We start from the raw sequence: 26926 nt of genomic DNA, 5'->3' as shown, positions 1-26926 counted from the left end.
CAAAAAATTGACCAAAACAGCGAAAACCCTGCCGAAAACGGCGAAAACAGGGCGGAGGATCAGAAGGGCAATGCTCGCGGTTGGGGGAGCCGCGGCACGCCCGCCTGTTCCAGTTTGGCGATGAGACGCTCGGGTTGGTACACGTCTTCGGCGAAGCAATGGACAATCTTCGTCACATGCTGAGCGAGCAGTATCTGGTCGCGGGTCGCCTGCCGGGTGATGTTCTCCTGCAGCGCATGCCTGGTCATCGTCGGATCCTGGTATTTGCGCAGCCCGTCATATTCAAGCGCGATCATGCCGTCATCGGTGCGCCACAGGAAATCGACGCGGAGCGGATATTTCGGGTGGTCGAAGTTCTCGAATTCGCACTGCAATTCGGGAATCGCAAAACCTGCACGGATGATCGTCGCGTACACCAATGATTCGCCGCCATTCTCCGCGAGCGGATTCGCATAGGTCAGCACGCTTTCGATGCGCGCATGGTCGAAGCGCCGGCCGGCGCAGTACGTGCGCAGCTCGCTTTCCGTCAGCCCGTGGGCCAGCACATGGTTGATGATTTCCATCGACGATTCGAACGTGCCGAGCATCACGGCGTCCACCACCGTGCGCGGCAGGGATGTGGCGCGCACGCCATTGACAACGACCGGCTCGTCATCGCGCACGAATATCCTGCGCAGCGGTTGCCTCGAATTGCGCACAGGCAGGGCGGTGGCGGGCATGTCGCGGCGGGTGCCATAACGTTTCCCGCCGTATGGATTGCTGCTGGTGTGCGCGCTTGCGATGGTGATCAACCCTTCATGCATGGACCACGGGTGCGGCAGTCCGTGCGCCTCCACAGCGGATTCGCCGGCGGCGGTCCAATCGTGGGTGAGCTGGAGGGCGCGCAATATATGGAGGTGGCGCTCGCAGCCGTTCATCGTCTGCCATGGTTCGGTGGGGCAATACAGGTTGATGTACGGGCTGACCATCAGGCCCTGCCGGCACATGCGTTGCAGCCCGCGTTGCACAGGGCGCGTGGTACCGATCACGCACCGCTGTTCCGTGGCCGCCTGCCGTATCAGGGAGTCGATTTGCACTGTGGTCGTTCTGCTCATGCGGGTACGCTACTGCACCCTCTGCGTCCGTGGCCAGCCCAACCGCCCGCTGTGGTCGGACGGCCGCTAACCTGCGCAAATGTGGATAGAGCGCGCTAATTTCGCTGTTTTCGTCAGTGTTTTCGCCGTTTTGGCCACTTTTTTGGCCTAAAAGTGACCAAAACGGCGAAAACACTGACGAAAACAGCGAAAACAGAACGCCGTACGCCGCTCTTCCATCGTTCGCCCGCGTCGACTACTCTAGAGTTCCGTGACTCAAGATTCTGAACTTCGCATTGCTGTAATCGGCGCAGGCCCCGCCGGCGTCTACTCTTCCGATATCTTCCTGCGCCAGCTCGCCAAGCTCGGCGACGAACTGGGCCTGGGCACGAGCGCGCGCATCGACCTGTTCGAAAAGCTGCCGGTGCCGTTCGGCTTGGTGCGCTACGGCGTGGCCCCCGACCACCCGTCGATCAAATTCATCGCGTCGGCGCTCGAAAAGACGCTCGACAACCCGAACATCCACCTCTACTGCGACGTGGAGTTCGGCAAAGACGTGACGCTCGAGGACCTGCTCGAACGCTACGACGCCGTGCTCTTCGCGACCGGCGCGATCAAAGACAAGCCGCTGCGCATCCCGGGCGCCGACCTTGACGGCGTGTACGGCGCCGCGAAGTTCGTCGAGTGGTACGATGGCTACCCGACCGGCGTGCGCGAATGGCCGCTCGAGGCCGAGGAAGTCGCCGTGATCGGCGGCGGCAACGTGGCGATGGACGTGGCGCGCGAGCTCATGCGCAACGCCGACGACCTCAAGGCCCGCACAGACATTCCCGACAACGTGTATGAAGGCATCGCGCAAAACAAAGCGAAGACGCTGCACCTGTTCATCCGCCGTGGCGTGGCCCAGGCGAAGTTCTCCGTGCAGGAGCTGCGCGAAATGGAGAAACTGCCCGGCGTGCAGCTCATCATCGACGAAGACGACTTCGAACTCGACGACGACACGATCGAGGAGGCCGGCAAAGACAAGCTGACCCGCCAGATGGTCGAGGAACTCTTCGCGATCCGCGAGATGGCCGAAGACATGGAAGACGATGGCGACGTCGACTTCGAGGGCAATCCGGCCGACCGCAAATACTATGTGCACTTCAACAGCGCGCCGACCGAGATCCTCGGCGAAGACGGCAAGGTTGTGGGCATCCGCGTCGAACGCACCGAAACAGGTGCCGACGGCGTGATGCACCGCACCGGCGAATTCACCGACTACCCGGTGCAGGCCGTCTACCATGCGATCGGCTACCAGCCGGAATCCGTGCCTGGTATCGCCTACGACGAACGCGGTGCGCATCTGGCCAACGCGAATGGCGACGGCCGCATCACCGTGGACCATGAGACGCCCGATGTGCGCGAGCGCCTCTACGCCACCGGCTGGGCCAAGCGCGGCCCGGTGGGCCTGATCGGCTCCACGAAGTCGGACGCCCTGCTCATCGTGACGAACATGCTCGAGGACCTGTCCGCGGCGAAGGAGCATGCGCAGCTCGCCGCCGACCGCGACCCCGAATCGATCGACCGCCTGCTCGCCGAGCGTGGCATCAAGCCGATCGATTTCGCCGGCTGGAAGCGCATCGACGCGTACGAGCGCGCCGAGGGCGCGAAGGAGGGCCGTGAGCACAAGAAGGTGATCGAACCCGAGCAGTTCCGCAAACTCGCGCACAGCATCGCGGACTGATTCTTCGCGCCCGTTGCCTATAGTTGTCTCGAGAGATTTCATCCAGGTAGTTATGGGAATGAGTGCGGGAAGATGCATCGAAGTGAGCCGTCGGCGCGGAGCCATGACCGCATTCCTCCAATGACCGACGCGCAACTCGACAACGCCATCGTGCGGCATACGCAATCGGCTTCGCGATGGAAGGTCGTCTGTTTCAGCGCCCTGCTCGTAGCCGCGCTTTCCGCTGCGAGCATGGGCGTGGCGATGCACCAGACCACCGCTTCGGCGGCCGCGCCGTCCGCATCAGCCACTGCGACCATGCGGCCGCAGGCGCAGCCGACCGTTTCGCCCTCTCCGACCCCCACGATCACACCCGCGCCCACGCTTGCGCAGGTCGTGCCGGCGGCGTTCGCCAATCTCAGTCAGTTGGACGGCTCATCGCCCCTCGCGGCTGCGGGCGTGAAGCTCAACGAGATGCAACGCTCGCAGCTCATGGAGCGCATTGAGGATTTCCGCGCGCAAGGCTATCAGGCGTCGTTCGTGGTCGTCGACATGCGCACCGGCGCAGCCATCGCGTCATACGGCGGCACGCCCATGTACACGGCGTCGGCGATCAAAGCACCGTACATCGTCTCGCTCGCGCAGACCGGCGCGGTCGATGTCAATGCTGTGGCCACGTCCGCGACCGCCGATGCGGCCGGGCTCAACCAGCTCATCACACAGACACTGCGGTTCTCGGACAACGACATGTACGAGGCGCTCTACAAGCGGTTCGGTGCGGCGCCCACCATGCAGTGGCTCGACGGAACCGGCGCGGGCACGGGGCTCAACGGGTATTACGGCGACGTCACCGCCATCGACATGGCGCGCATGTGGGTCAACAGTTACGAGTATCTGTTCGGCGCGCCTGCGGATGCGGCCGATGCGCCGGGGCGGGCATGGCTCGCGCAGCAGATGCGTGGATCGTTGAACTCGTCAATCGCCGCGGTGCACGGCGAAAACGAGGTTGTGGCGTCAAAGGCCGGCTGGATCTACGGCGAAGGCAATCTGTACGCGTACAACGACGCGGGCATTGTGATTCCGGTCGGCGCCACGCGACTGGCCGAACAGCCACAGGGGTATGTGCTCGCCATGCTCACGAACGCGTGCGCGCGCGACGACCTGCTCACCGCGCTCGCCCAGACCGTCGACAGCGCCATGCGCGCCGCGTGAACGCGGGCCCTTGCCGTAGACTGGGGCTATGAACGGGAAAATGCAACTGCACAATCATTACAATGGGCTGAAAACCGCGCTGCTCTTTGCGATCATGTGGGCGATCATCATGATCATCTGGTGGGCCACAGGCGCCAGCGTCAACACGCTCGGATATTACGTGGTCATCGGGTTGGCTGCATCATTCGTCTCATACTGGTTCTCCGACAAGCTCGCGATCGCTTCGATGCACGCGCAGCCGGTGACCGAACAGCAGGCGCCGGAACTCTACCGCATTGTGCGCGAGCTTTCGCAGAGGGCGGGCAAGCCGATGCCGCGCATCTACATCGCGCCGACTGCCACGCCGAACGCGTTCGCGACCGGCCGCAACGAGCGGCATGCGGCCGTCTGCTGCACGCAGGGCATTCTGCAGATCCTCAACGAGCGCGAGATCCGCGGTGTGCTCGGGCATGAGCTGATGCACGTGTACAACCACGACATCCGCACGTCCGCGATCGCGGGCGCGATGGCCACGGTCATCTCGTACTTGGGCTATTCGCTCATGTACTTCGGCAATTCCACGCGCTCGAACCGCGATTCGGACAACGGCGCGGGCGCGTTGGGCGCGGTCGGCGCAATGCTGAGCGTCATTCTCGCGCCGATCGCGGCGTCGCTCATCCAGATGGCGATTTCGCGCACGCGTGAATATGACGCGGACGAAGACGGCAGTCTGCTCACGGGGGATCCGAACGCGCTCGCTTCGGCGTTGTACAAAATCGAGAACGGCGTGGCGGCGAATCCGATGCCGCCGACCGCGACCGACCGCTCCGTGGCTGCGATGATGATCGAATCGCCGTTCTCCGCGCGCGGGATCTCCAAGATGTTCTCCACGCATCCGCCGACTGCGGACCGCATCGCGCGCCTGCAGCAGATGGCCGTGGCGATGGGCGCGCCGGGGGTGAACGCGGGCATGGCTACCGGCGAGGTGGGCCCGGGCTACGCGCGGCCGTATTCGCAGACCGGCTACCGGAGGTAGTGCTGGGTCACCGCGTGTGGTACGCTATCTTCTTGTGACTGCGCGAGCGGTTGCCTGCGGATGTAGTTCATCGGTAGAACGAAAGCTTCCCAAGCTTTAGAGGCGGGTTCGACTCCCGTCATCCGCTCCACTGAAAAACCGCTAGATTCCAACGATTCTAGCGGTTTTCCTTTGCCATAGAACGGCCGCGTGATAACAAATTGATAACAAACATGTGAAAACGAAGCGCCCTTGCAGTCGGCGCGAACATCGTTTTTACCGATTTTTCTTCGCGGGTTCAGATGTCGTTCAGGGTGAAGGGTTCTTCGGCATCGGCAGCGGTGAGCAGCTCGTCTTCGTCGTCCGCGCTGTTTATCGCCGCGATCTGGGTACATGCGTCGATGTACGTGCGGCTGATCGCTGCGAGCGCTCCGGCCGGTGTGGCGGTGTCGCGTAGCGCGTTGCCCAGCACGTCGCGCACGAAACGCAGTTGGTCTATCAGTGAGCCGTCTTGCATCGCGTCGAACTCCTCGCGGCTGAGGTCGAGGGCGGTGCGTCGTTCCGTGTGGCGTTTCCTGTAGGCGGCCTGTTTGCACGCGGCGCTGCAATAGCGCGCCTTGCGTCCCGCGCCGGTATGGGGCCGGAATGTCCTTCCACAGTGCTGGCAAACGATCATTCCGGCCTCCTATTACGTAACAGTGTGGGTTTCTGGGGATATATCAGCGCTTTGCCCGTGGTCGCTGGGGAGAACCCTAGGGGGTGGCTCCCCCTAGGTTCCCTATGTCAGTTGTGGAATAGCGCGTTTTGCATGTCGTGCAGTGTCGCGTTCGGGGTGATGTTCGGCTGCATTCCCTGATTTGGCATTCCTTGTGGTTTTGGGTGTGCGAACTGGTCGAGCGCGTAGGCGAAGGCGTTGAGCGTGTCTTCGTCGGCGTCGGCTGGAAGGTAGTTGAGCAGTGTGGCTGGTATGCCGCTTGCCTCGCTGACCTTGCCTATGATCTGTTCGCGTGCTTGGGCTTGTTCGGCCTGTTGCTTGAATTGCCTGAGCTGTTCGAGTTCGGCGCGCTGCGCGTCTTCGTCGGTTGGTTCCAGGGTTTCAGTGTCGGCCATTGGTGTTCGCCTCCAGCGCGTCCGCGATGCGTTCGAGTGCGTCGGCTGCGCGTGCGATCGCCTCGAACCTGATGAACTCGGATTCCCCGGCGAAGTGGTCTTGTTTCCATGCGTCGCGCAGGCGTGCGGCGAGGGGGGTGGCCTTCTCGGCGGTGGCTGGGGTTGTCGTGGTGGTGTGGGTTGTGTTCAGCATGGTGGGTGTCCTTACTCGGTTACGGTGATGACTGCGAGGCGGTCGGGGTGGATCACGCCCCATCCAAGACGGAACGTGCCGCGTAGCATGTACTTGTCTTTCGAGAACTCGGCGTCTTCGCTGCCGTTGAGGTTCACGCTGCCTACGGCGCTGATGACCTCGTTGGCGTCGTTGATCAGCAGTTTGGAATCTGGGGCGGCCTTGGTGAGCACGACCGGCAGGCCGTAGAGCATGGGCGTCGGGCTGTCCGCGACGCTCGGCGCGATCATGGGTCGGCCGTCCGTGTACTTCAACAGCAGCAGTTTCGCCCATGTGCCGTGGTTCATGATGATTGACGTGGGCGTGCCGCCCTTGGAGCTGATCGCGGCGATGCCTTCCACGATGGCGTCAAGCGAGCCGGTGAGCGTGCCCGCGTTCACTTTTTCGAGGTTGAACAGTCCGGTCGGGGACGTTTCGCTACCGTCGGGCTTGGGGTTCTGGAGGAACACGGCGTTCGCCTTGTCCATGATGGCGGTGTTGAGCGACGCGGTGAGCATCTGTGTCATCTGTTCGGACGATTTCGCCTCGTTGGTGATCGTCTCGATGCTCGCGACTTTGCGCGTGTAGACGATCATCTCGCTTGCCGCCGCGCCGCCTTCGGGGATCGCGTCGCCCTCCTTGACGATCTGCGCGGTGCTCTGGGTGGCGATATAGGGGACATGCAGGGCGGGTGAATCGCCTTCGATGACGGCGGACACTCGCGACTGCGAGTGTACGAGCGCGTCGGGGATCGCGGTTGTTGAGGGGAATGCGGTTGCCCCGTAGGCGGATTCAATGCCGCTGGTGGTGATGGTAGACATGGTGTGCCTTTCTTGGTGTGGCACCCGACTGCCGGAAAAATTGGAAGCGGCAGTAGGTGCAATGTGTTGCGTCTGCTGCCGCTTGCTGTAATACTGACCAAACGCTTAGGTGAGAATTACACGGCGAATATACCTCCCCGTGTCGGGTTTCGCAAGCCTCTTAAGCGGTGCCGCGAGCGCCGTCGTTGTTTTCCAGCCGTTTGGCGTAGGTTTCCCAAAACAGTGCCTGTCGTTTCCAGTCGGCCGCTTTCAGACGGTAGCCGCGCGCCTCCGCGTTGAGCCGACTTATCCGTTCTTCGAGTTCGCCGCGCGTGTAGTCGCTCAGTGGCCGTTTCGTGTCCAATGTTCCTCCCCTTGTCATGCGGTGTGCGCGTAGTGTTCAGTTGGTTGTGCGGCATTTATCGCCACCCGCGGTTTTGTGACCGAACGCTTGGTGTGCCCATTGGGTGACGGCGCGTATTTCCGCGATCCATGCGGGTATGCGGGCGGCGTCTTGTTCGAGTTGGTCTAGGTCGAGTATGTCGCTTGTCCAGCTCGCGGCCCCGCAGTCAACGCGGCCGTCTTTCCATGCGTAGGCGTTGAAGGTGAGCGCTATGGGCGCGTCCTGATCGTCGTAGATGCAGAACATGTCTCCGTCGTCCTCGAATTGGAATCTCCAGTTTTCGGGGTGGCTGACCTTGGGCAATGGCGGGAGTGGTTCGCCTGTCCACGGGTTGCGTGGCGTGGTGCTAGTGTTGGTTGTGGGGGTCATGTCGGACTTCCTTTCTGACGGCGTTCTTGGCTGGTCGAGGCCTGAACGCCGTCTTTTTCATTCGTTGCTTGTGTTGGTGCGCGCGTAGTCCGCGAGCGCCTTCGTTATGATCTGGAGGCTTCGGGCGGTTACGGCGTCGTCGGTGGGGCTTGCGCGCGGCAGTCGTGGGGCTGGCATGTCGTGGCCTGTCATTAGCGCGTCTGCGGCGTCGTTGAGTAGTCGTATGGCGAGGTGTGCGGCGGCGATGCGGCTGTAGGCGATCTGTTTGGCTGTGGGTTCGGGTACACCCGTTTTCCTTGTGGACATGTCGTCTCCTTCAGTCGAGGGTGAGCGCGTCGTAGATCGCGGCGAGCCTTCGGTGCAGTTTCTCGTTTTCGTCGCGTAGTTCGCGGGCGCGGCGTTTGGCCCGTTGGTGGGTACGCTGGTTGCGCGTGTGGTGGGTGCCCGTGGTGGGGTCGTGAAACGCTACCCCATCGTTTTCGTGAAGTGGGTCGTGTTCCGCGATCTCTTTCACCGGGGCGGCTGCAAGGGTGTCCGTGGTGTGGACGCTCTTGTTGCGGTGTGCGCGCTTGCGGTGGCGTTTCCTCTTGGGTGCGGGTGCGGGTTCGTCGTCGCTGGGGCGGCTGTAGACGGGTTTGATGGCGCTCATGTGGTGATCTCCTTCGTTGTGTTAGTTGAAGAGTGTGGGCTGTGTCCAGCGGCTGCGGGCCGTGTCGATGGTGCGGCGGCGCTGTGTCCTCGCGGCGTCGAGCTGGGCGCATGTGGCCGCGAGTTCGCATATCGGGCATGTGCGCCATTGCCGTCCGGTGAGCTGCGCGCGTGTGATCGGTGCGCCTTGCGACGTGTCCATGCCGCATAGCGTGCTGTTGCCCTGGGCGGTGTGGATCAGTAGCGGAAGCGTCTTCGGAAGCGTCTTCATGGCAGTGTCCTTCGTTGGGTGCGGGTGGCTGTTTTTACTCCCCTGTAATGGTGATGGGTAGTAATATGGGGAGTATTCAAACGCCAGTGTTTGCAATGGTTTTCGATTAGTCCCCAATACTCCCCAGCTCAGACGCGGGGAAGGTGGGGAGTAATATTGCTCCCCATGTGTCGTGTTCCAGTTGGGGAATAATGGGAAGTAATCGTAAACCCTTGTAATATATGGGTTTTTGAATTATCCCCATATTTCTCCCCATGTGCTTGTGGGTAGTAATGCGTCATAGTTGCTCGATCTCCCATAGCGCACGTTGGCCACGGCCGGTGTAGGTGGTGTCCTTGCGGGTGACTATGCGCGGCTCGGCGGCGCGTTCGCGGGCGTGCTGGAGCTGTTTGGCGGTGTATCCTTCGGCTTCCTTGGCGTCTGCGGCGATCTGTTTGAAGTTCGTCGGCCCGTTCTCGGCCAAGTAGGACATAAGCCATTCCTCCACCTCGTGTGCGGCGGTTCTCGGGCCGTTGTCGCTTCCGTTTATGTTGCGGTTGATGATCTCGTTCACGTTGGTGTCGGTCGGCGCGAAGTTGGCGATGATGGGCACTTCCATTCGTTCGCCGTCGTCGTCGGTGATGAAGCGCGGGGCGAGCGTGTACTTGTACGATTGCCCTTGCTGTGGCGTGTACGAGCTTTTGTCGAGCGTCACGACGCATTCGCCCGTCTCGTCGTCCTTGGCCACGAGGATCAGCGAGCGCACGGTGTCACGGAAGGCGTGCGAGCCGCTGACCTTGTCGGAAGCGTAGCCGCCGCCCTTGTTGAAGTGAAGAATGCCTATGATGGCGATCTGGAGTTCTTGGGCGATCGCCGCGAGTGGGTCGAGGCTGCGGCGCACGTCGTCGCGCTTGTCGGTGTTGCCGTCAATGCACGAGGTGATCGGGTCGATGATAAGCAGCTTCACGTCATGCTCGCGAAGCGTGTCGCGCAAGGTGGCGGTGTCGTCGGGTAGTTTAAGGCCGGTGCTCACCGTGTTGCCGTTCCTTGTATCGTCCACGGTGATGAAGAGCACGCGCGTCATGTCCGCTCCCGCCGCCTGTAGTCGTGCCTTCTGCATTCCCGCGTCGTCCTCGATGGCCGCGAACGCGACGGTGGCGGGCCGTCCGTTCCAGTCGCCCGTGAGCTTGCCAAGTGTGGCCTTGGCGGCTATGTCAATGCTCAGCGTGGACTTCGATACGCCCGCACGTCCAGCTATGAGCGTGAGCACCTTGGCGGGTACGAGTGGGTTGTGCAGGAACACGGGGCGTTCCACTTTCACATCGCAGGCGCGCGTGAGCGCGATACGACGCCCGTCATGCTGCGATTGCGCGAGCCTGTCCACGTTGGCGATCAGAGCGTCATCTATTGCGGCCTGTCGTTCGGTTGTCGCTATCGCCAGTGTCATCGGTCGCCTTCCTTCCGTTCCTGTTCGAGTTGTCGGCGTTGTGTTTCGGTCAGGTACTCCCATACCCATGGCAGGGGTTTTCCTGAAGCGTCCCGGGGTATTCCATCGCCCCGGTAGGCGAGTTCGTCGGGGGTGAAGCGCACGGGCGGTGAGGCTGCGAGCGCCGGTGACATGATTGCCATGGCTCATAGTCCTTTCAATGCGTCATCGATCATGGCGAGCGCCACGTCATCGGTCTTGATACGCGCGTTCGCGAGGTAGGCGGCCTCGTGGCTGTTGCCTACCTGGTGTTCGTTGTTCTCGCGTAAGCGTGCGATCTTCTCGCGTAGGCGTCTCAGGCGGCGTCGTTTGGCGTCCTTGTCGCCTTCACGGTCGTGTTCGCTTCCGATTGCCTCGCGTTGCATGATCTGCATGATGCGCAACAGTTCGCCGGTTTCGGCCAATGGGTTCATGTCGGCTTCACAGACGCGCGAGATTGCCGCGTGCAGGCGGCTTGTAAGCGTCTCGAAGATGAGACGCAACACGGTTACAGTGCTCATGTCGGGTTCCTTCCTTAGATTTCCTTGAGTTCCATGAGGTCCATGTGGTTGCGGACGCTGCGCATGGCCTCAAGGTGTCCGAGCGCTTCGTTGTAGGCGAAGTAGTTTTCGGCTTTCGTGATGTTCACCAGTTGGGTCTCGGCCTCTATGCCTTCCTCAAGCCATTGCTTGAGTTCCTCCCACTTGTCGCTCATTTCGATTCCTCCTGTCCGTTCACCCATGTATCGACGTCGTGCTTGCGGTAGCGTATGACGCGCTGTGATGGGCGCAGGCACTTCGGACCCTTGCCCCTGTATCGCAACATCGCGAGCGCCTGTACGCTCACGCCTGTGTATGCGCTGACCTCCTCGGGCGTCATCAGCAGTTCATCAGGGTTCGCGGCGGTGGATAGCTTCGCCTGAAGCGTGTTCCACACCACGAGCAGAGACGCCGCCACGTCTTTCACTTGAGCAGCCATTTTCAATAACCTCCGTTCACAGATTCGTAAATTAACGAACTTGAGTATCAACATACCACAAGTTCGTAATTACCGAACTTATGCACAGCTTCGGCGTGTCGGGGTCTCAAGGTTAGGATTTTTCACATGAAGATGAACTTGATTGTCGGCAAGTGGCTACGAGGCTATCGTGCGGAACATGGGCTGACGCTCGACCAGATCGCCACGGCCTCACACAAGTATGAAAGCGGCTGGACTGCAAGCACACTAAGCTACATGGAAAGCGGCGGCAGCAAGGCTGATTCGCTCGAAACGCTGACGATCCTGCTCGCGACACTCAACGATCTCGCGGGCGACGATCTGACGATCTCGGACGTGTTCGCGGACTGTGCCGCGATAGAAGTGGGCGACGGGTTCAAGATCGATGAAGATGGATTCTTCAACGCACTCGGCGGACGTCCAGTGAACATAGCTGACCCATTTGAGCACGCTCGGCTCATGCCGCTGTACGCGACGCTTGCAGAGACACGGCTAGCGAAACGGAACGATGTAGATGCCGAAGCGCTGCACGGCGCGTGCATGGCCCTATATGGCCATAGTCTCGATGAAGAGGCCGCGATGCGCGCGGGCGAGGGTGCGACACCGCAGAAACGCGGGAGGGTGACGCGCGTGTTGGCAGATGAAATACTGGATTACATGCGCAAGGTGGCGGCGAAGCTGGAGGATTGACGGGAGGGAGTCACATGGCGAGCGTGCATGAGTACCGGACACGAAAAGGCAAGCGCTGGTGGTATGTCTCATACCGTGACGCGGAAGAAGTGCAGCACACCAAACGCGGCTTTACGCGCAAGTGCGACGCGGAGGACTACGCAGCGCGTATGTTGGTCAGCGTCAATGACGGCGACTACATAGACCCGCAACTCGGCAAGGTCAGCGTGAACCATCTCGCGGCCACATGGCTTGAAGGCAAGAAGGGGACGGTGAAGCCGAAGTATTGGGGTGATCTCGAAAGCTCATGGCGTGTGCATGTGCAGCCCAAATGGGGGCGGCGGCAGGTCGGCAAGCTCCGATACAGCGAGGTGCAGGCGTGGGTGAGTGCCATGGGTGCGGAGCGAAGCGCGACGATCGTGCGCCGTGCCTATGACGTGCTCAACGGCGTGTGCAAGCTCGCGGTCAAGGACGGCGTGATGCGCAGGAATCCATGCGAGGGCGTCCAGTTGCCCAGGAAGACACACAAGGCGCGCACATATCTCACGGTCGAGCAGTTGCTTGCCCTGGCGGACGCGGCGGGCGAGCATCGCGCGGTGATCCTCACGCTTGGCTTCTGTGGGCTGCGGTTCGGTGAGCTGCGCGCGTTGCGCGTCGAGGACGTGGACGTTGAACGTTCGCGCCTGTTGGTGCGCCATAGCGTCGTGCGTGTCAATGGCGTCTACGTCGAGGGGTTGCCGAAGACGCATGAGCGGCGCGAGGTGCCTGTGGCCCCTTCCGTGATGAACGTGATACTGGGCGAGTGTGTCGGCAAGCAGCATGACGATCTGCTGTTCCCTGGCAACGCGCACGGCAGGTGGCTCGGTGAGCAGTCGGCGCGGGGCAAGGGGTGGTATGCGCGTGCGATCGCAGTGGCGGGAGTTCCGGCGCTGACCATGCATGACCTTCGCCATACTGCCGCGTCCATAGCGATCTCGTCGGGTGCGAACGTGAAGGCCGTGCAAAGAATGCTAGGGCACAAAACAGCCGCCATGACGCTCGACACCTATGCAGATTTGTTCGATACGGACTTGGACGCGGTGGCGATGGACGTGGAACGGCGCATATGCGAGAATGGCCGCGTGATAACAAATTGATAACAAATATCTGAAAAACATGCCGTATCCACGTTATTCAACGAAACTCTAAAACGTTGAGTTTCCAAGGGTTCAGCGGTAGGAACGGCTCTATTCCAAGGGTGCCTAGCCGGGTTCGACTCCCGTCATCCGCTCTTTTATATACCAACCCTCTGGTCTGAACCCTTGGAAAATGGCCGATTCTAGAATCTCATGAATCTTGTGAACCTCATGAATCACATGAAGTGCGAGCCATTTTGAGAATTATTTGGCAACATACTTCCGAGGACCACGCCGTTGCTACGGGTAGTGCTTTTCCAGCCGAGCCAACCCTAAAAACCGCTATTTTTCAACGTTTGTAGATGGAATTTGCCTGCGGAAGCACTACCCGTAGCGGAAGAAGCACTACCTGTAGCGGCGAAAGGGGCTGTGCCGCCCAACCCATGACGCCGAAAGAATAGATACAAGACGGGTCCAGGCATGCCGATGTACCGTGAAACCATGTGTGCGCATTACGTGGGATTGCGGGATGAGCAGATTGATCTGCTCATCGCGCAGCTGACCGGTGAGCAGTCGGCGGCAGAGCCAGAACGGCCAAAGGAATACGGGCAGCTGGAGTTGGACTATCCAGAACTGGAGGATTCCAAAACCAAGCAGCGGATCGACGTGTATCCGAAGTCAGTTGGGCCGGTGATCGTCCCCACGTTCGACACGGCGGTCGGCGTTGATCGGCTCGCGCCAGGCGCACTGGAACGTGCGGACCTCGAGTGGGGCTACAGCTCACAGTGGAATCCGCAGCCGATCTTCAACACGCGCATCGAAAGCGCCGATAAGCCAATCTGGCGCGCGTCAATGGAGCACGACCGTTGCATCATCGCCTGCCGTTGGTTCTACGAGTCAAGCGGCACGGAGACGCGCATCAGCGAGCGCACCGGCCGCACGATCAAACAGCAGTACATGTTCACGATTCCGCGCATGCCGGTCATCTTCATCGGCGGCATCCACCGCAGTCACGAGTATTCGATGGTGACGACGCGCGCGAATGCGAGCATGGCGCCGGTGCACCCGCGCATGCCGCTCATTCTGCACCCCACCGAGCTCACCACATGGCTCGGCCCGGACTACATGCGGCTGGCGGACCGTTCCGCCGTGCCGCTCACCGCGCAGCCGGTGCGCTGAGCACTATACTTGATACCGACTTAATTCAGGCGATGCATTATGTGCGGACGCGCGACGCCGCATGGGCACACACAGATGAGGAGTGAATATGCCGAACAACGCCTCGGCCGCCCAACGCAGTGGCGGTGCACAATCCCATAACGCGCTCGGCCTGCTCGCGCTCGCCTCCGGCGCGTTCGTGCTCGGCGCGGCTGAATTCGTGATGATGGGCATCCTGCCCCAAACCGCACAGACGATGCACGTGAGCATCCCGTTCGCCGGCAATTTCATCTCCGCATATGCGATCGGCGTGTGCGTCGGCACGCTCATCCTCGTGTTCGGCCGCAGGATTCCGCCGCGCACACTCATCGTCATCTTCATGCTCATCGCGCTCGCCGGCAACACGCTGAGCGCGGTCTCGGTGAATGCGCCGATGCTCATCGCCGCGCGGTTCATCGCCGGCTTCCCGCACGGCGCGTTCTTCGGCACGGCGACCCTGATCGCGAAATTGCTCGCGCAGAAAGGCAAGGAGGCGCGCGCCGTCTCCGCCATGGTCACGGGGCAGACCGTGGCGAATATGCTCGGCGTGCCCGCGGGCACACTGCTCGCCGAACACATGACGTGGCGGCTTGCGTTCTGCCTGCTCGCCGCCGTTGCCGCGCTCACCGCGCTACTGGCGCGCCTGTGGATCCCGTACATTCAGCCGGTGGAAGACGCCGGACTGCGCGGGCAGTTCCGCTTTCTGCGCAAGCCCGGACCGTGGATGGTGCTCATCGCCGTGTTCGTCGGCAATACCGGCATTTTCTGCTGGTGGAGCTACGTCAGTCCGTGGCTGCAGAAAGTGGGCGGCTGGCCGTCGAATATGGTTTCGCTGATGATGATGCTCGCCGGTTTCGGCATGGTCGTGGGTGGATTGTGCGGTGGGCGCATCGCCGACCGTTGGCACCCCGGCGCCGCGTCCGCCGTCGGGCAGGCCGTGGCCGGGGCGGGGCTTCTCGCCGTATTCCTGATTCCGGGTTCGCGCTGGAGCACCGCATTGCTGACCTTCGTGATCGCGTTTGGCCTGTTCTTCGTCTCCGCACCGCAACAGCTGCTGATGGCCGAAGCGGGCAAGGGTGGCGGCGAACTGATTGGCGGTGCCACTGTGCAGATCGCGTTCAACTTCGGCAACGCGGTCGGTTCGTTCGTCGGCGGCGCGATGTTGGACGCCACCGCGATGAACTACCATTATCCGGCACTCAGCGGTGTGCCATTCGCCGCGGTTGCAGTGCTGCTGCTCGCACTGTACGCGTTGCGGTATGAGCGCGGTTTGCTACAGTAGTGCGTTGGATCGGTGAAAGGCTCCAGTTCCCTGACGATGGTCAAGTACCAGGTACTCGCAAAGACTTGCCAGTGGAGGCGCGTCATGGCGTGGGGTGTTCTTGTTCTGTCCGGTATCTGCGAAGCGGTGTGGGCGATTGCGCTCGATAAATCACAAGGATTCACCAAAATCGTTCCGGTGATTGTGTTCTTCTGCGGGCTCGCCGCAAGCATGGCTGGCCTGTCGTATGCGATGCGTTCGGTCAGTGTCGGCACCGCTTACTTGATTTGGGTCGGTATCGGTGCGGCGATCACCGTGGTGTATGGCATGGTTGTAGGCGAAGAATCCGTGTCGCTGCTCAAGATCCTGTACCTCATCGGCATGGTCGCGTGCATCGCCGGTCTCAAATTGGCGAACTGACATGTGCTGCTCGGCGCGCCTGCCTCACAAATCGCAGTTATGGACCCCAAAATTGATTTGTGTGGCGGGCAATGGTGCCGCTGCTGCGCGCGTGGTCGTATTTGGGTTAAAACATGTAATATATGTGTGATTTCAGGACTGTTTTGTGTGATTTTGTGTGTTTTGTGGCAGTCCCCGCTGATCCGCGTATGGCGCCAATCGCACAAATCGCAGATACCGGGCAAAAATCGATTTGTGCGACGAGTAGATGAGACCCCGGCTTGTGCTGAGCCGATGCTGTCTGCGGGTGCATGCTCATCGAAGAATAAAAAAGTGGTCTGGGCGGTCACGTCGGACCGCTCAGGCCACTGCACGAAAACTTGCGTTCAGGCCTGCGCGACGCGCTGCTCGAGTTGCAGCAGTGCGCGTTTCATCTCGACGCCGTACGCATACCCGACGAGATTGCCGTTGGCGCCAATCACGCGATGGCATGGCACGATGAACAGGATCGGATTGCGGTTGTTCGCCGATCCCACCGCGCGCACCGCTTTCGGCTGCCCCACGGCCTCGGCGATCTGCGCGTAAGTGCGCGTCTCGCCATAGGGGATCTGCAGGAGTGCGCGCCACACGGCTTGCTGGAACGGCGTGCCGTATGTGAATGCGATCGGCACGGTGAACTGCCGCAGATCGCCGGCGAAATACCGCTCCAGCTCATGGAACGCCAAATCGGTCAGTTCGGTCGGCTCGCCCGGCCCGTCCGCTGCATTGTCAGACTGCGTCACGATGCGCAGTCCGGTAATCGCGCCGTCGTTCCAGTCCACGCGGATCGGCCCGTATTGGCTTGTGTATACTGCAAATCCCGCCATTGCACTCTCCTTTACCATCGGCCCGCGGCAATGCGGGCGTTCCTGCTGCCCATGATTATATGGGCAGCAGGAACGTGGGGGGTAGGGCAACATGCCGGTACGCGTTGTGCTCTGCGCAAGATTCACACAATTCGTGCCGTTGCTTGGTGGCTATGGCCGTCTGGTCCACCATCCCGATTGTGTTCCGGGCGTTGATCGTGCGTGGATAGTCGATATGCTCATCGCGTTCCTTGCCGTACACCACGACGCTCGCGTCTCATCTATTGCTATTGCGATATTCTGCGCTGATGATGAATAAATCTGATATTATCGTGAATGCAAGAAGATTACTGATTGCAATGAAGTGGTCGGAAGGAAATCATATATAAAAGAAAATTTGCTGCTTTTTTAGCTACCCTGTTCTGTGTTGCGGCTGGTTTTGGAGTACAGGTGTGGCATATATTGGGCACATATGCCACAAACCGCGCGGTCAAAGAGCTGGTTTATGTGTGATTCACTCAAATTCCCCGACGACATGTAGCGCATTGAGCGTGCGGGGGTAGCCGATGTACGGCAGGCACTGCAGCACAACCTTGCGCAGAACATCGGCGCTGTTGCCAACGCCGATGTTCGCCTTGGCATGTGCGAGCAGCTGTGGTTGGACGCCGCCTTGGGCGGCGAGGTAGCAGAACGTGATCATCTCGCGCTGCGCGTTGGTCAGCCCGGTGCGCGTGTAGTAGTCGCCGAAGCAGTTGTCTGCGAGCCAATAGTTGACTTTGCTGCGTTCGTAGCTCTTGTCCATGCCGGAACCGAACAGTTCCACCTGCTTCGCGTTGCCGGCCTCGAGACGGTCGTCCATCGTCGTTGTGCCCTGGTCGGAAAGCGGCAGTTCCACGCCGCGAGCTTCGAGCACATCATTCGTGATGCCGAGGAACGGGCGCACACGGCCGATGCCGAGGTAATCCACCGCCTGATACACGACCTCCTTCACCTGCACGGGTGTGAGTCCCGCGTCGAGTGCGCGCGCCAGCTGGATGCGGAATTCGTCAGTGCCCTGACAGCCGAGCAGTGTCGCGAGAATCGCGAGATAGCGCGTCTCCGCATCGAGCTGTGTGTCGGGGTCCTGCGCCACTTCGACGTCCGCGAAATGCAGCATGCGCTCGGCGAAACCCGGGTCGGTGCGGCGCAGATCGCTGTTGGGATCGCTGTTGATGTTCGTGTTCTGATTCGTCATGATGAGCCTGATTTCCGGTTATTTGAGTTGTGCGTATTCGGCTTCGTCGACCGGTTCCTTGCGGTGATGCGCAGTACCGCCTGATCACAGATGCGCCATGCACAGCAGGGGCAGGCTGAAGCACACACAGAATCCGCATAGGCCGGTCACTACGGTGACCGTGGGGCGGACCAACGATTTCCACCCGCCCATACGCCCTTGCCTGCGGTGTTTCTTTTCCACTGCCGCCGCACCGATCCAGCATGCAAGGCCCACGATCGTGCCGCCGACGAGCAGCCACAGGTTGGCCGGGGATTGGTTGAGCCATGCGCGGATCGCATCATTCGGCGCCCCGTCGAATGACGACAGCAGCACCGGCATCACCAGTGCATAGCCGAGGATGAGGAGCACGGCTTCCGCAATGAGTGCCATGCGATGTGTCTGTTGGTCCGGTTGTCCTGTCATCCCTGGATGCCCCATTTCCCTGAATTGCCCATGCGCGGGCTCACTCCTCTCCTTGCGCGGCGTTCGGCACGCCGCCCATCTCGCACAGCTCGTCGATCGTGACGAACGAATAGCCCTGCTTCTTGAGGTCGTCGATGATGCCGGGCAGCGCCTGGATGTCCTGCGTGCGGTCGCCGCCGCCGTCGTGCATCAGCGCGATCGCGCCGTTGTAGGCGTTCTTCATCACCTCGTCGTGGATCGCCTTGGCACCGGGCCGCTTCCAATCCAAGGTGTCGATCGTCCACAGCACGTTCCGGTCGAGCACCGTGGCGGCGTCCTTCCACTGCTGCACGCCGAACGCGCCGTAGGGCGCGCGCATCGTGCGTGTGACGGTGCCGGAGGCCTCTTTGAGGTCGGCGAAACTCGTGGTGATCTCCTTGCGCAGCTCTTCCGCATTCATGTTGGGCAAGTATGGGTGCGAAACGCTGTGCGAGGCCACCTGGTGCCCCTCCTTGACCATGCGCTGTTCGAGCGCGGGCATCGCGAGCGCCTCCTCACCCAGATCGAAGAACGTGGCCTTCACTTTTTTCTGTTTGAGGATGTCGAGAATCGGCCCCGTATATTGGCTCGGCCCATCGTCGAACGTCAATGCGATGACCTTCTTGCCTTCGGGATGCGGCGAGAACGACTGCACAGTGAGCTTCTTCATCGGCTCCACCGTGCGCTTCTTGATTTCCTGCTTCGACCGTTTGCCGATCCAGATTTCGTCCGTGCCGTCTTTGCCCTGCTGCGTGACCACTTGGATCGGTCCGTTGTTGAGGTTGATGTCGGTGGTGAACGGCACTTTGCGCTGTTCCACGGTGTGTTCCTCGGTGCGGTCGGTGCCCGGTGTGACCGTCATCGTGGTGGCGCGGGCGAGCGTTGTGCTGCCGTACTCGCTTACCGGGATGACCGTGCCGTCGAGCTTGACCTGCACGGCGGTGCCGCCGGCCGGTTCGAGCACATCGCCTTTGAGCGAGACGAGCCTGCCCGGTTTGCGCTGGAAATCGCCGTGGTCCGCCAGGAACTGCGCCACGGTCGTGTCGGCGCGTGCGTGCAGCTGATCGCCGTCCACGGTGATGCTGACCTGCCGCCAGTGGTTCTGCCACATCCACCAGCCGAACCCTGCACCCGCCACTACGAGCACCGCCACCGCCACGGTGACGAGCGCCGTGGCCACCGGGCCCATGCCGCGCTTGTCCGTGGCGATATCCAGCTCTTCGACATCGCCGGTGTCTGCGGAGTCTGCCGCATCTTCGAGATTCCAATCGTCGTCGGGGCGCGGGTCTGTGCTGTTCATCGTGGTCACAACGCTTTCTTCGTGTGAATTGAGATGCCTGGTGCGGGTATCGGTGGGGTTGGTCTGCTGTAAGCCAGCCTAGCAGAGTCGCGCGCAGACGCATCCTTATATGCACGTGCGCGCACCACTCTTCACAATTGGCGTGATGTAAGCAACAATTCCACGCTCAGGGCGTGTTTTTACGCACGGCCATGCGCGGTGCGCGGGATAATGGTGCGTATGACTATTGCAACGCCGGAACGATATGCCCAGATGCTCGACGCCGCCCGCCGCGGCGGTTACGCGTACCCCGCGATCAATGTGACGAGCAGCCAGACGCTCAACGCGGCCCTGCAGGGGCTTGCGGACGCCGGATCGGACGGCATCATCCAAGTGTCGGTCGGCGGCGCCGCATATTTCTCCGGCCAGCGCGTGGCGGACCGCGTGACCGGGTCGCTCGCGTTCGCCGCGTTCGCGCACGAAGTGGCGCGCAAATACCCGAACGTCACCGTGGCGTTGCACACCGACCACTGCGCCAAGCAGTACCTCGGCGAATGGGTCGAGCCGCTGCTCGACATCGAGATCGACGAAGTCAAGCACGGCCGCGAGCCGATGTTCCAGTCGCACATGTGGGACGGGTCGACCGTGCCGCTGCGCGAGAACATCGAGATCGCGCGCCGGCTGCTCGACAAGTCCGTGCAGGCGCACACCGTGCTCGAAATCGAGATCGGCGCGGTGGGCGGAGAAGAGGACGGCCATAGCGCGGAAATCAACGAAAAACTGTATTCCACGGTCGAAGACGGCATCGCAGTGGCCAACGCGCTCGGGCTGGGGGAGCACGGCCGGTACATGGCGGCGTTCACGTTCGGCAACGTGCACGGCGCATACAAGCCAGGCGTCGTCAAGCTGCGCCCCGAACTGCTCCACGAGATCCAGCAGGGTGTGTGGAGCGGTGTGCAGGACGGCACTGTGCACGCGGTGCTCGACGCCGATGCGCCCGAGGGCAAGCCGTTCGAACTCGTGTTCCACGGCGGCTCCGGCTCCACCGCGCAGGAGATCGCCGAAGCCGTCTCGTACGGCGTGGTGAAGATGAACGTCGACACCGACACACAGTACGCGTTCACGCGTGCGGTGGCGGGCCACATGTTCAGCCATTACGACGAAGTGCTCAAGGTGGACGGTGAGGTCGGCAACAAGAAGATGTACGACCCGCGTTCGTGGGGCCGCGAAGCCGAGGATTCGATGGCGGCGCGCGTCGTCGAGGCGTGCGAGCAGCTCGGATCGGCCGGCCGCGCGCTCAAGTAGCGCGGTTTCGCACCTCTGGCGCCGCCGCCTCTAGCCAAACGGGCAGGGCGTGGGGTAACCTTGCCTCGGCGGGAATACGGCGACCCAGAGGAGCAGACATGCCTGGAATCGTATTGATCGGCGCCCAGTGGGGCGACGAAGGCAAAGGCAAAGCCACTGATTTGATCGGCACCAAGGTGGATTACGTTGCCCGGTTCAACGGCGGCAACAATGCAGGACACACCGTGGTCGTGGGCGACGAATCGTATGCGCTGCACCTGCTGCCGTCCGGCATCATCAGCCCGCGGGCCACGCCGGTCATCGGCAACGGCGTTGTGGTGGACCCCGAAGTGCTGTTTCAGGAGATCGACGGGCTCGAAAGCCGTGGCATCGATTGCTCGCGCCTGCTCGTGAGCGAATCCGCGCACATCATCGCGCCGTACCACCGCACGATCGACAAGGTCACCGAACGGTTCGCCGGCAAGAAGAAGATCGGCACGACCGGCCGCGGCATCGGCCCGGCCTACGCCGACAAGATCAACCGCGTGGGCATCCGCGTGCACGACCTGTTCAACGAGGAGCATCTGCGCGACAAAGTGGCCAGCGCGTTGCACCAGAAGAACCAGATACTCGTCAAACTGTACAACCGCAGGCCCATCGACGTGGACCAGACCGTGGAGGAGCTGCTCGAACTGGGCAAGCGCCTCAAGCCGTATGTGGCGAACACGTCGCTCGTGCTCAACGACGCCCTCGACGATGGCAAGACCGTGCTGTTCGAAGGTGGCCAGGCCACGATGCTCGATGTGGACCATGGCACCTACCCCTTCGTCACGTCGTCGAACCCCACGGCGGGCGGCGCATGCACCGGCACCGGCGTGGGCCCCACCAAGATCGACCGAGTGATCGGTGTTTCCAAGGCGTATGTGACGCGCGTGGGCGAAGGCCCGTTCCCCACAGAGCTGTTTGACGAGTGGGGCGATTGGCTGCGCGCGCAAGGCCACGAATATGGCGTGACGACCGGCCGCCCGCGCCGCTGCGGCTGGTTCGACGCGGTGGTCAACCGCTACGCCACGCAGGTCAACGGTCTGACTGACATCGTGCTCACCAAGCTTGACGTGCTCACTGGGCTTGAGCGGATTCCGATCTGTGTCGCCTACGACGTGGACGGCGTGCGCTACGACGACATGCCGACCGACCAGACGGCGTTCGCCGCCGCCAAACCGATCTACGAGACCATGCCGGGCTGGACCGAGGACATCTCGCAGGTGCACAGCTTCGATGCCCTGCCGGCCAACTGCCAGGCGTATGTGAAGCGTCTCGAAGAGCTGTCCAATTGCCGTATCTCGGTCATTGGCACCGGCCCGCAGCGCGACCACATCATCGAGATCCATTCACTCATTGACTGATGTCCACTACGTGGTGTGCGCCGCCCTGGCCCTGCCTTATAGGGATATCACGGACGGCACGCGCCCAAGCCCAAAGAAGTACCGAGGCGGTGACACCCCACAATGCACACGTATGACGACGGCGGCTCTCGCGGTCAGTCGCAGACGACGCAAGTCGGACCATACAGTGAACCGGCGGAGAGTTCGGATTCCGACAACCCGCTGACCCACGATTTCGAGCAGGAACTGCTGCGCCCGCACCCCACGGGTGCCGCGGCAGCGCGCAAACCGCCCAGCGTGCCGCTTGCGCCGCTCAAACGCATGCAGGCGCGGTTCAATCCCCTCGCCGACGCTTTGATGTATCTGGTGGTGTTCCTGGGAGGATGTTTCGGCACGGCGCTGCGCTACGGGCTGTGGCTGTGGCTGCCGTACCAAGGCACCACGAACCACCTGCTCATGGCGTTCCACCCGGCCACGTTCATCGCCAATATGATCGCCACCTTCGGGTTTGCGCTGCTCTCCTCATACATGACCCAGGCGATCTGGCTCCGCAAACGCACGCGCCAGCTGATCAGCCGAGGCGTCGGCATGGGCATGTGTGGTGGGTTCTCCACGCTTTCGGCCATGATGATCGAAGACATCACCGCCATGCACAACGGCGGCTATTGGGGATTCTTCCTGTACACCATGGTCACGTTCATCGTGGGCATCGTGGTCGCATGGTTCGGCTCGTGGCTCGGCCTGCAGCTCACCAAGAAACGTTCCACCAAGCAGGCTGTGGCCGACGTGATGCGCATGCAGACGCGCGCCAAGCCGGCGATCGGCGTGCGCGTGCCGACCGACCCGGACGTGGCCGGCGGAGCGCCCACCAATCCGAACGACGAGCTGCAATCGGCTTCGCTCGCCGCGCTGGCGGCCACAACGCACCCCGGTGACCCCGACCCGGACACCGACGAGATCCCCGTGGTGGCCAATCCGATGACTGGGGAGGTGAAGTGATGGGCCAGTTCCTGCTGATCTGCGCGTGCGGCGGTGTTGGCGCCGTGGCGCGCTTTGTGCTCAACACGTCGATCCAACGCAGCTGGCGCAGGCTGTTCCCGCTTTCCACGTTCATCATCAACGTGCTCGCCTCGCTGCTGGCGGGAGTGGCGGCGGCCGCCTACACATACCAGACGGTGAGCTACTACACCTATCTGCTGTTTGTGACCGGCTTCCTCGGCGGTTTCTCCACGTTCTCCACGGCGGTCAACGAGATGGTCTCGCTTGCCAAAAGCAAACAATTCGCAATGGCGGCCTTCTATTTCCTCGTCACGCTCGTCATCCCATTCGGCATGGTGATTGTGGGCTGGTGGATCGGCTCGATGGGGCGTTGACCGCCTAGCACGCGTTCACCGCGTCGTGGCGCGCCGCTCAAGCACGACTGGGATGGTTTCCGGGCCCGGATCCGGTGACGCCGTCTGGGACACATCGCCCGCGAACCGGGTGATCTCCGATTCGATTTTGCCTGCGATGGCGCGCGCAATCCACACAAAATCCTGACGTACCGCGGTCAATGGCAGACCCGCACAATCCGCTGCCATTGTGCCGTCATACGCGACGATCTGCAGATCACCTGGCACTGCAATGCCGCGCATGGTGGCCTCCTGCACCGCAAACGCGGCGGCCAGGTCGGCGCCCACGAACGCGTCCATGTCCGGAAGCGCGTCGAACGCCTCGCGAACGGTGCGCCGCACGCCGTCAAGGTCGAACACCTCGCCCGATTCGGCGTACATGTGCGCGATGCCGGCCTCGGTGAGGCGCGTTTCCAGCGTCTGCACGTAGCGCACGGTGGGGAAGGTCGTGTTGGTGCCGCTGAGGTCGGTGAACTGCGCGCGCGGGCCGCCGACAATCGCCACATTGCGCGCGCCGGTGCGGGTCAGCAGGTCGGCGATCAGTTCGCCACCATACGCGTGGTCGGAGCTCACCTGCGCGATGCGCGCGCCGAGATTGCGGTCGAAGGCGACGACGGGCCGCCCGATCGACGTCCAGTAGTCGGTGTCGTGCGTCGTGTGCGCGGCGACGACGAGCGCGTCGAGGCTGCGTTGGCGCAGCATCTCGACATACTGCGCCTCGCCGCTCGCGGAGTCGGCGGTCGAGCACAGCATGGTACGCAATGAGCGGCGTGCGAACTCGCGCTGCAGGTGCGCGGTGAGCGTCGCGAAGAATGGATGTTGGATCGTCGGCACGATGACGCCGACGATGCCTGTTTTGCCCCGGTAGAAATGCCGCGCGAGCTCGTTCGGCACATAGTCGAGTTCGCGCATCGCCTGTTCGACCCTGTCGCGCATATCCTGCGACACATAACCGGTGCCGTTGATGACGAGCGAGACGCTGCTTACCGAGACTCCTGCCCTTTTTGCGACATCGCGCATGCCCACCATCTGTGCCTCCTCACTGCTGTTTCGCCGTCGAACCGGTTTGATGCCCAATATTGTAGACACGCTGCCTGAATATGTCGATTATACGGAGCGTTGGCGGTGGATGTGCTGCCTGTGAGCGACTGAAACGACCGGTTGTATCACCGGCCGTGTCTATGCGGTAGGCGCCGACGGATGTCTATGTTGCCGTGGGTGGCGTTGGTGTCTGGGTGCTAGTCACATGTGGTCGTCTGTTCGCTTGCGCTCGGCTGTTGGTGTCTGGGGGATAGACGCCAACGGCCAGGGGTGGGGGAAATGGAGAGGAGACAGGGGCTGCGGCGCGGGAGGGGATGCTTGCGCGAGGATTCGGAGGGGCGGTGCGATTGCCGTGTCGAACCGGTTCGACACGCCGAAGGAAGAGGAGTTGCGCGTCTGTGGAATCGGTGCCATAATCCCTATCGAACCGGTTCAACACAGTGTCGCGTACCGGCGGAACATTCGGTGGGTGCCATGAGGCGAACCAGACCCCGGACTACTGGGCCGTTTGATCCCAACGGCGTGAGATCGACCATAACTGACTCGACGAGGAGGAACCCGTGAAGAACAAAGTGCAACTTATCACCTATGCGGACCGTCTTGGCGACGGCAATCTCGCATCCCTGACCGACATCCTGCGCACCCGTTTCGCCGGTGCGTACGAAGGCGTGCATATCCTGCCGTTCTTCACGCCGTTCGACGGCGCGGACGCCGGATTCGACCCCATCGACCACACGAAAGTGGACCCGCGCCTCGGCGACTGGGACGACGTTGCCGAACTTTCCAAGACGCACGACATCATGGTCGACGCGATCGTCAACCACATGAGCTGGCAGTCGCGCCAGTTCCAGGACGTGCTCGCGCACGGCGAGGAGTCCGAATACTACCCGATGTTCCTCACGATGAGCTCGGTCTTCCCGGACGGTGCGACCGAAGAGGAGCTCGCCGGGATCTACCGCCCGCGCCCGGGCCTGCCGTTCACCCACTACACCTTCGCCGGCAAGACGCGCCTGGTGTGGGTCACGTTCACGCCGCAGCAGGTGGACATCGACACCGACTCCGCCGAAGGCTGGGCGTACCTGATGTCGATCTTCGACCGGATGGGCACATCGCACGTCAAGTACATTCGCCTCGATGCCGTCGGCTACGGCGCAAAAGAGGCCGGCACGAGCTGCTTCATGACGCCGAAGACCTTCGAATTGATCTCCCGGCTGCGCGAGGAGGGCGCCAAGCGCGGGCTCGAGATCCTCATCGAAGTGCACTCGTACTACAAGAAGCAGGTGGAGATCGCCGCGAAAGTGGACCGCGTCTACGACTTCGCGCTGCCCCCGCTCCTGCTCCACTCGCTGTTCACCGGCCGTGTGGACGCGCTCGCGCACTGGACCGAGATCCGCCCGAACAACGCCGTCACCGTGCTCGACACGCACGACGGCATCGGCGTCATCGATATCGGCTCCGATCAGCTCGACCGCTCGCTCAAGGGGCTCGTCCCCGACGAGGACGTTGACAACATGGTCGAGACGATCGCGAAGAACACGCACGGCGAGTCGAAGGCCGCGACCGGCGCCGCCGCGTCGAACCTCGACCTCTACCAGGTGAACTCCACCTACTATTCGGCGCTCGGCTGCAACGACCAGCACTACATCGCCGCGCGCGCCGTGCAGTTCTTCCTGCCCGGCGTGCCGCAGGTCTACTACGTCGGCGCGCTCGCCGGAGCCAACGACATGGCGCTGCTCAAGCGCACGAACGTCGGACGCGACATCAACCGCCACTACTACACGACCGCCGAAATCGATGAGAACCTCGAACGCCCGGTCGTGCGGGCGCTCAACGCGCTCGCGCGCTTCCGCAACGAACTGTCGGCCTTCGACGGCGACTTCAGCTACGCGACGAGCGACGACGGCAAGACGATCAGTTTCACGTGGAACGATGACGACACGTCGGCGACGCTGACCTTCACGCCGTCGAAGGGCATCGGCGTCGACAACACGCAGTCGGTGGCGACGCTCGCATGGCAGGACGCCGACGGCGACCACGTCAGCGACGACCTGATCGCGAACCCGCCGGTCGCGCGCAAGCACTGAGCGCAGCCGGACGCAACGGACGACGAAACGGAAAAGAGGAGATC

At 62.0% G+C, this 26926-nt stretch carries 33 protein-coding genes and 1 tRNA gene; 14 read left to right on the top strand and 20 right to left on the bottom strand.

Annotation, left to right across the window (positions count from 1 at the left end):
- Nucleotides 1–59: 59 nt before the first annotated feature.
- Nucleotides 60–1094, bottom strand: a complete 1035-nt coding sequence (locus OU02_RS05340) for a hypothetical protein (protein WP_152593148.1) — start codon at nucleotides 1092–1094, stop codon at nucleotides 60–62.
- Nucleotides 1095–1344: 250 nt separating this feature from the next.
- Here OU02_RS05340 and OU02_RS05335 point away from each other — a divergent pair, with 250 nt between their 5' ends.
- The 4 genes from OU02_RS05335 (at nucleotide 1345) to OU02_RS05320 (ending at nucleotide 5135) form a co-directional block, all read left to right on the top strand.
- A complete protein-coding gene (locus OU02_RS05335; RefSeq protein ID WP_033489185.1) occupies nucleotides 1345–2799 on the top strand; it encodes an FAD-dependent oxidoreductase in 1455 nt (484 codons plus the stop codon).
- 120 nt (nucleotides 2800–2919) lie between these two features.
- The gene (locus tag OU02_RS05330; protein ID WP_051918342.1) at nucleotides 2920–3990 is read left to right on the top strand and encodes a serine hydrolase; all 1071 of its coding nucleotides are present in this window, start codon (nucleotides 2920–2922) and stop codon (nucleotides 3988–3990) included.
- A 28-nt stretch (nucleotides 3991–4018) separates the two neighbouring features.
- On the top strand, nucleotides 4019–5005 hold the full coding sequence (htpX, locus tag OU02_RS05325; protein WP_033489183.1) for a zinc metalloprotease HtpX: 987 nt from the start codon (nucleotides 4019–4021) through the stop codon (nucleotides 5003–5005).
- A gap of 56 nt (nucleotides 5006–5061) precedes the next feature.
- Nucleotides 5062–5135 (top strand) — tRNA-Gly (locus tag OU02_RS05320).
- A 147-nt stretch (nucleotides 5136–5282) separates the two neighbouring features.
- Here the strand turns inward: OU02_RS05320 and OU02_RS05315 are convergent.
- From OU02_RS05315 to OU02_RS05255, 14 genes are all read right to left on the bottom strand, one after another.
- Nucleotides 5283–5660: a recombinase zinc ribbon domain-containing protein gene (locus tag OU02_RS05315; protein WP_033489182.1), complete on the bottom strand. Its 378-nt coding sequence runs from the start codon at nucleotides 5658–5660 to the stop codon at nucleotides 5283–5285.
- Nucleotides 5661–5767: 107 nt separating this feature from the next.
- Nucleotides 5768–6094, bottom strand: coding sequence for a hypothetical protein (locus OU02_RS05310; RefSeq protein WP_051918343.1), 327 nt, complete (start codon nucleotides 6092–6094; stop codon nucleotides 5768–5770).
- On the bottom strand, nucleotides 6081–6287 hold the full coding sequence (locus OU02_RS05305; protein ID WP_033489181.1) for a hypothetical protein: 207 nt from the start codon (nucleotides 6285–6287) through the stop codon (nucleotides 6081–6083). Before OU02_RS05305 ends, OU02_RS05310 begins: the two co-directional genes overlap by 14 nt.
- 11 nt (nucleotides 6288–6298) lie before the next feature.
- A complete protein-coding gene (locus OU02_RS05300) occupies nucleotides 6299–7126 on the bottom strand; it encodes a phage major capsid protein (protein ID WP_033489180.1) in 828 nt (275 codons plus the stop codon).
- A gap of 160 nt (nucleotides 7127–7286) precedes the next feature.
- Nucleotides 7287–7487, bottom strand: coding sequence for a hypothetical protein (locus tag OU02_RS05295; protein WP_152593147.1), 201 nt, complete (start codon nucleotides 7485–7487; stop codon nucleotides 7287–7289).
- Between the two features lie 18 nt (nucleotides 7488–7505).
- Entirely contained in the window at nucleotides 7506–7877 is a 372-nt protein-coding gene (locus tag OU02_RS05290; protein ID WP_033489178.1) for a hypothetical protein, read from the bottom strand.
- Between the two features lie 57 nt (nucleotides 7878–7934).
- Nucleotides 7935–8183 carry a hypothetical protein gene (locus OU02_RS05285; RefSeq protein ID WP_033489177.1) on the bottom strand — a complete coding sequence of 83 codons (249 nt, stop codon included), beginning with the start codon at nucleotides 8181–8183 and terminating at the stop codon, nucleotides 7935–7937.
- A 10-nt stretch (nucleotides 8184–8193) separates the two neighbouring features.
- Complete coding sequence (locus OU02_RS05280) at nucleotides 8194–8526, bottom strand: hypothetical protein (protein WP_033489176.1); 333 nt, start codon at nucleotides 8524–8526, stop codon at nucleotides 8194–8196.
- Nucleotides 8527–8547: 21 nt separating this feature from the next.
- Nucleotides 8548–8796: a hypothetical protein gene (locus OU02_RS05275; protein WP_033489175.1), complete on the bottom strand. Its 249-nt coding sequence runs from the start codon at nucleotides 8794–8796 to the stop codon at nucleotides 8548–8550.
- A gap of 277 nt (nucleotides 8797–9073) precedes the next feature.
- Nucleotides 9074–10222 (bottom strand): AAA family ATPase, encoded by a 1149-nt coding sequence (locus tag OU02_RS08115; RefSeq protein WP_238552053.1) that lies wholly within the window; start codon nucleotides 10220–10222, stop codon nucleotides 9074–9076.
- Nucleotides 10219–10404, bottom strand: coding sequence for a hypothetical protein (locus tag OU02_RS08555; protein ID WP_080720551.1), 186 nt, complete (start codon nucleotides 10402–10404; stop codon nucleotides 10219–10221). Before OU02_RS08555 ends, OU02_RS08115 begins: the two co-directional genes overlap by 4 nt.
- A gap of 3 nt (nucleotides 10405–10407) precedes the next feature.
- The gene (locus OU02_RS05265) at nucleotides 10408–10761 is read right to left on the bottom strand and encodes a hypothetical protein (protein WP_033489174.1); all 354 of its coding nucleotides are present in this window, start codon (nucleotides 10759–10761) and stop codon (nucleotides 10408–10410) included.
- A gap of 14 nt (nucleotides 10762–10775) precedes the next feature.
- On the bottom strand, nucleotides 10776–10955 hold the full coding sequence (locus OU02_RS05260) for a hypothetical protein (protein ID WP_033489173.1): 180 nt from the start codon (nucleotides 10953–10955) through the stop codon (nucleotides 10776–10778).
- Nucleotides 10952–11218: a helix-turn-helix transcriptional regulator gene (locus OU02_RS05255; protein WP_160248852.1), complete on the bottom strand. Its 267-nt coding sequence runs from the start codon at nucleotides 11216–11218 to the stop codon at nucleotides 10952–10954. The genes OU02_RS05260 and OU02_RS05255 overlap by 4 nt, the downstream gene beginning before the upstream one ends.
- A gap of 126 nt (nucleotides 11219–11344) precedes the next feature.
- On the opposite strand from OU02_RS05255, the gene OU02_RS05250 reads away from it, so the two are divergent.
- The 5 genes from OU02_RS05250 (at nucleotide 11345) to OU02_RS05230 (ending at nucleotide 15898) form a co-directional block, all read left to right on the top strand.
- Nucleotides 11345–11926: a helix-turn-helix domain-containing protein gene (locus tag OU02_RS05250; protein WP_033489171.1), complete on the top strand. Its 582-nt coding sequence runs from the start codon at nucleotides 11345–11347 to the stop codon at nucleotides 11924–11926.
- A gap of 14 nt (nucleotides 11927–11940) precedes the next feature.
- Complete coding sequence (locus tag OU02_RS05245; protein ID WP_033489169.1) at nucleotides 11941–13041, top strand: tyrosine-type recombinase/integrase; 1101 nt, start codon at nucleotides 11941–11943, stop codon at nucleotides 13039–13041.
- Nucleotides 13042–13521: 480 nt separating this feature from the next.
- On the top strand, nucleotides 13522–14199 hold the full coding sequence (locus OU02_RS05240) for an SOS response-associated peptidase family protein (protein WP_033489344.1): 678 nt from the start codon (nucleotides 13522–13524) through the stop codon (nucleotides 14197–14199).
- An 88-nt stretch (nucleotides 14200–14287) separates the two neighbouring features.
- Nucleotides 14288–15499, top strand: coding sequence for an MFS transporter (locus OU02_RS05235; protein WP_080720553.1), 1212 nt, complete (start codon nucleotides 14288–14290; stop codon nucleotides 15497–15499).
- 36 nt (nucleotides 15500–15535) lie between these two features.
- Complete coding sequence (locus OU02_RS05230) at nucleotides 15536–15898, top strand: DMT family transporter (RefSeq protein WP_241434874.1); 363 nt, start codon at nucleotides 15536–15538, stop codon at nucleotides 15896–15898.
- Nucleotides 15899–16263: 365 nt separating this feature from the next.
- Here the strand turns inward: OU02_RS05230 and OU02_RS05225 are convergent, their stop codons facing one another.
- From OU02_RS05225 to OU02_RS05205, 4 genes are all read right to left on the bottom strand, one after another.
- A complete protein-coding gene (locus OU02_RS05225) occupies nucleotides 16264–16743 on the bottom strand; it encodes a methylated-DNA--[protein]-cysteine S-methyltransferase (protein WP_033489165.1) in 480 nt (159 codons plus the stop codon).
- A 493-nt stretch (nucleotides 16744–17236) separates the two neighbouring features.
- Nucleotides 17237–17956: a carboxymuconolactone decarboxylase family protein gene (locus tag OU02_RS05215; protein ID WP_033489161.1), complete on the bottom strand. Its 720-nt coding sequence runs from the start codon at nucleotides 17954–17956 to the stop codon at nucleotides 17237–17239.
- A gap of 84 nt (nucleotides 17957–18040) precedes the next feature.
- Entirely contained in the window at nucleotides 18041–18367 is a 327-nt protein-coding gene (locus OU02_RS05210) for a hypothetical protein (RefSeq protein ID WP_033489159.1), read from the bottom strand.
- A gap of 73 nt (nucleotides 18368–18440) precedes the next feature.
- A complete protein-coding gene (locus tag OU02_RS05205; protein WP_080720569.1) occupies nucleotides 18441–19718 on the bottom strand; it encodes a polysaccharide deacetylase family protein in 1278 nt (425 codons plus the stop codon).
- A gap of 219 nt (nucleotides 19719–19937) precedes the next feature.
- On the opposite strand from OU02_RS05205, the gene fbaA reads away from it, so the two are divergent.
- The 4 genes from fbaA (at nucleotide 19938) to OU02_RS05185 (ending at nucleotide 23739) form a co-directional block, all read left to right on the top strand.
- Nucleotides 19938–21002: a class II fructose-bisphosphate aldolase gene (fbaA, locus tag OU02_RS05200; protein ID WP_033489158.1), complete on the top strand. Its 1065-nt coding sequence runs from the start codon at nucleotides 19938–19940 to the stop codon at nucleotides 21000–21002.
- Between the two features lie 98 nt (nucleotides 21003–21100).
- Nucleotides 21101–22387 (top strand): adenylosuccinate synthase, encoded by a 1287-nt coding sequence (locus OU02_RS05195; protein WP_033489157.1) that lies wholly within the window; start codon nucleotides 21101–21103, stop codon nucleotides 22385–22387.
- 102 nt (nucleotides 22388–22489) lie between these two features.
- Nucleotides 22490–23365 (top strand): fluoride efflux transporter FluC, encoded by an 876-nt coding sequence (locus OU02_RS05190; protein WP_052110246.1) that lies wholly within the window; start codon nucleotides 22490–22492, stop codon nucleotides 23363–23365.
- Entirely contained in the window at nucleotides 23365–23739 is a 375-nt protein-coding gene (locus tag OU02_RS05185) for a fluoride efflux transporter FluC (RefSeq protein WP_033489156.1), read from the top strand. Before OU02_RS05190 ends, OU02_RS05185 begins: the two co-directional genes overlap by 1 nt.
- A 15-nt stretch (nucleotides 23740–23754) precedes the next feature.
- Here OU02_RS05185 and OU02_RS05180 read toward each other — a convergent pair whose 3' ends face one another.
- Nucleotides 23755–24786: a LacI family DNA-binding transcriptional regulator gene (locus OU02_RS05180; protein ID WP_080720554.1), complete on the bottom strand. Its 1032-nt coding sequence runs from the start codon at nucleotides 24784–24786 to the stop codon at nucleotides 23755–23757.
- Between the two features lie 572 nt (nucleotides 24787–25358).
- Here OU02_RS05180 and gtfA point away from each other — a divergent pair.
- A complete protein-coding gene (gene gtfA, locus OU02_RS05170) occupies nucleotides 25359–26882 on the top strand; it encodes a sucrose phosphorylase (RefSeq protein WP_033489153.1) in 1524 nt (507 codons plus the stop codon).
- Nucleotides 26883–26926 lie beyond the last annotated feature (44 nt).

This window comes from Bifidobacterium pseudolongum subsp. pseudolongum DSM 20099, assembly GCF_000771225.1.
Taxonomy (GTDB): domain Bacteria; phylum Actinomycetota; class Actinomycetes; order Actinomycetales; family Bifidobacteriaceae; genus Bifidobacterium; species Bifidobacterium pseudolongum.
Note: the sequence above shows the minus strand (reverse complement) of the source record. Positions and strands in the feature narration are given on the sequence as shown.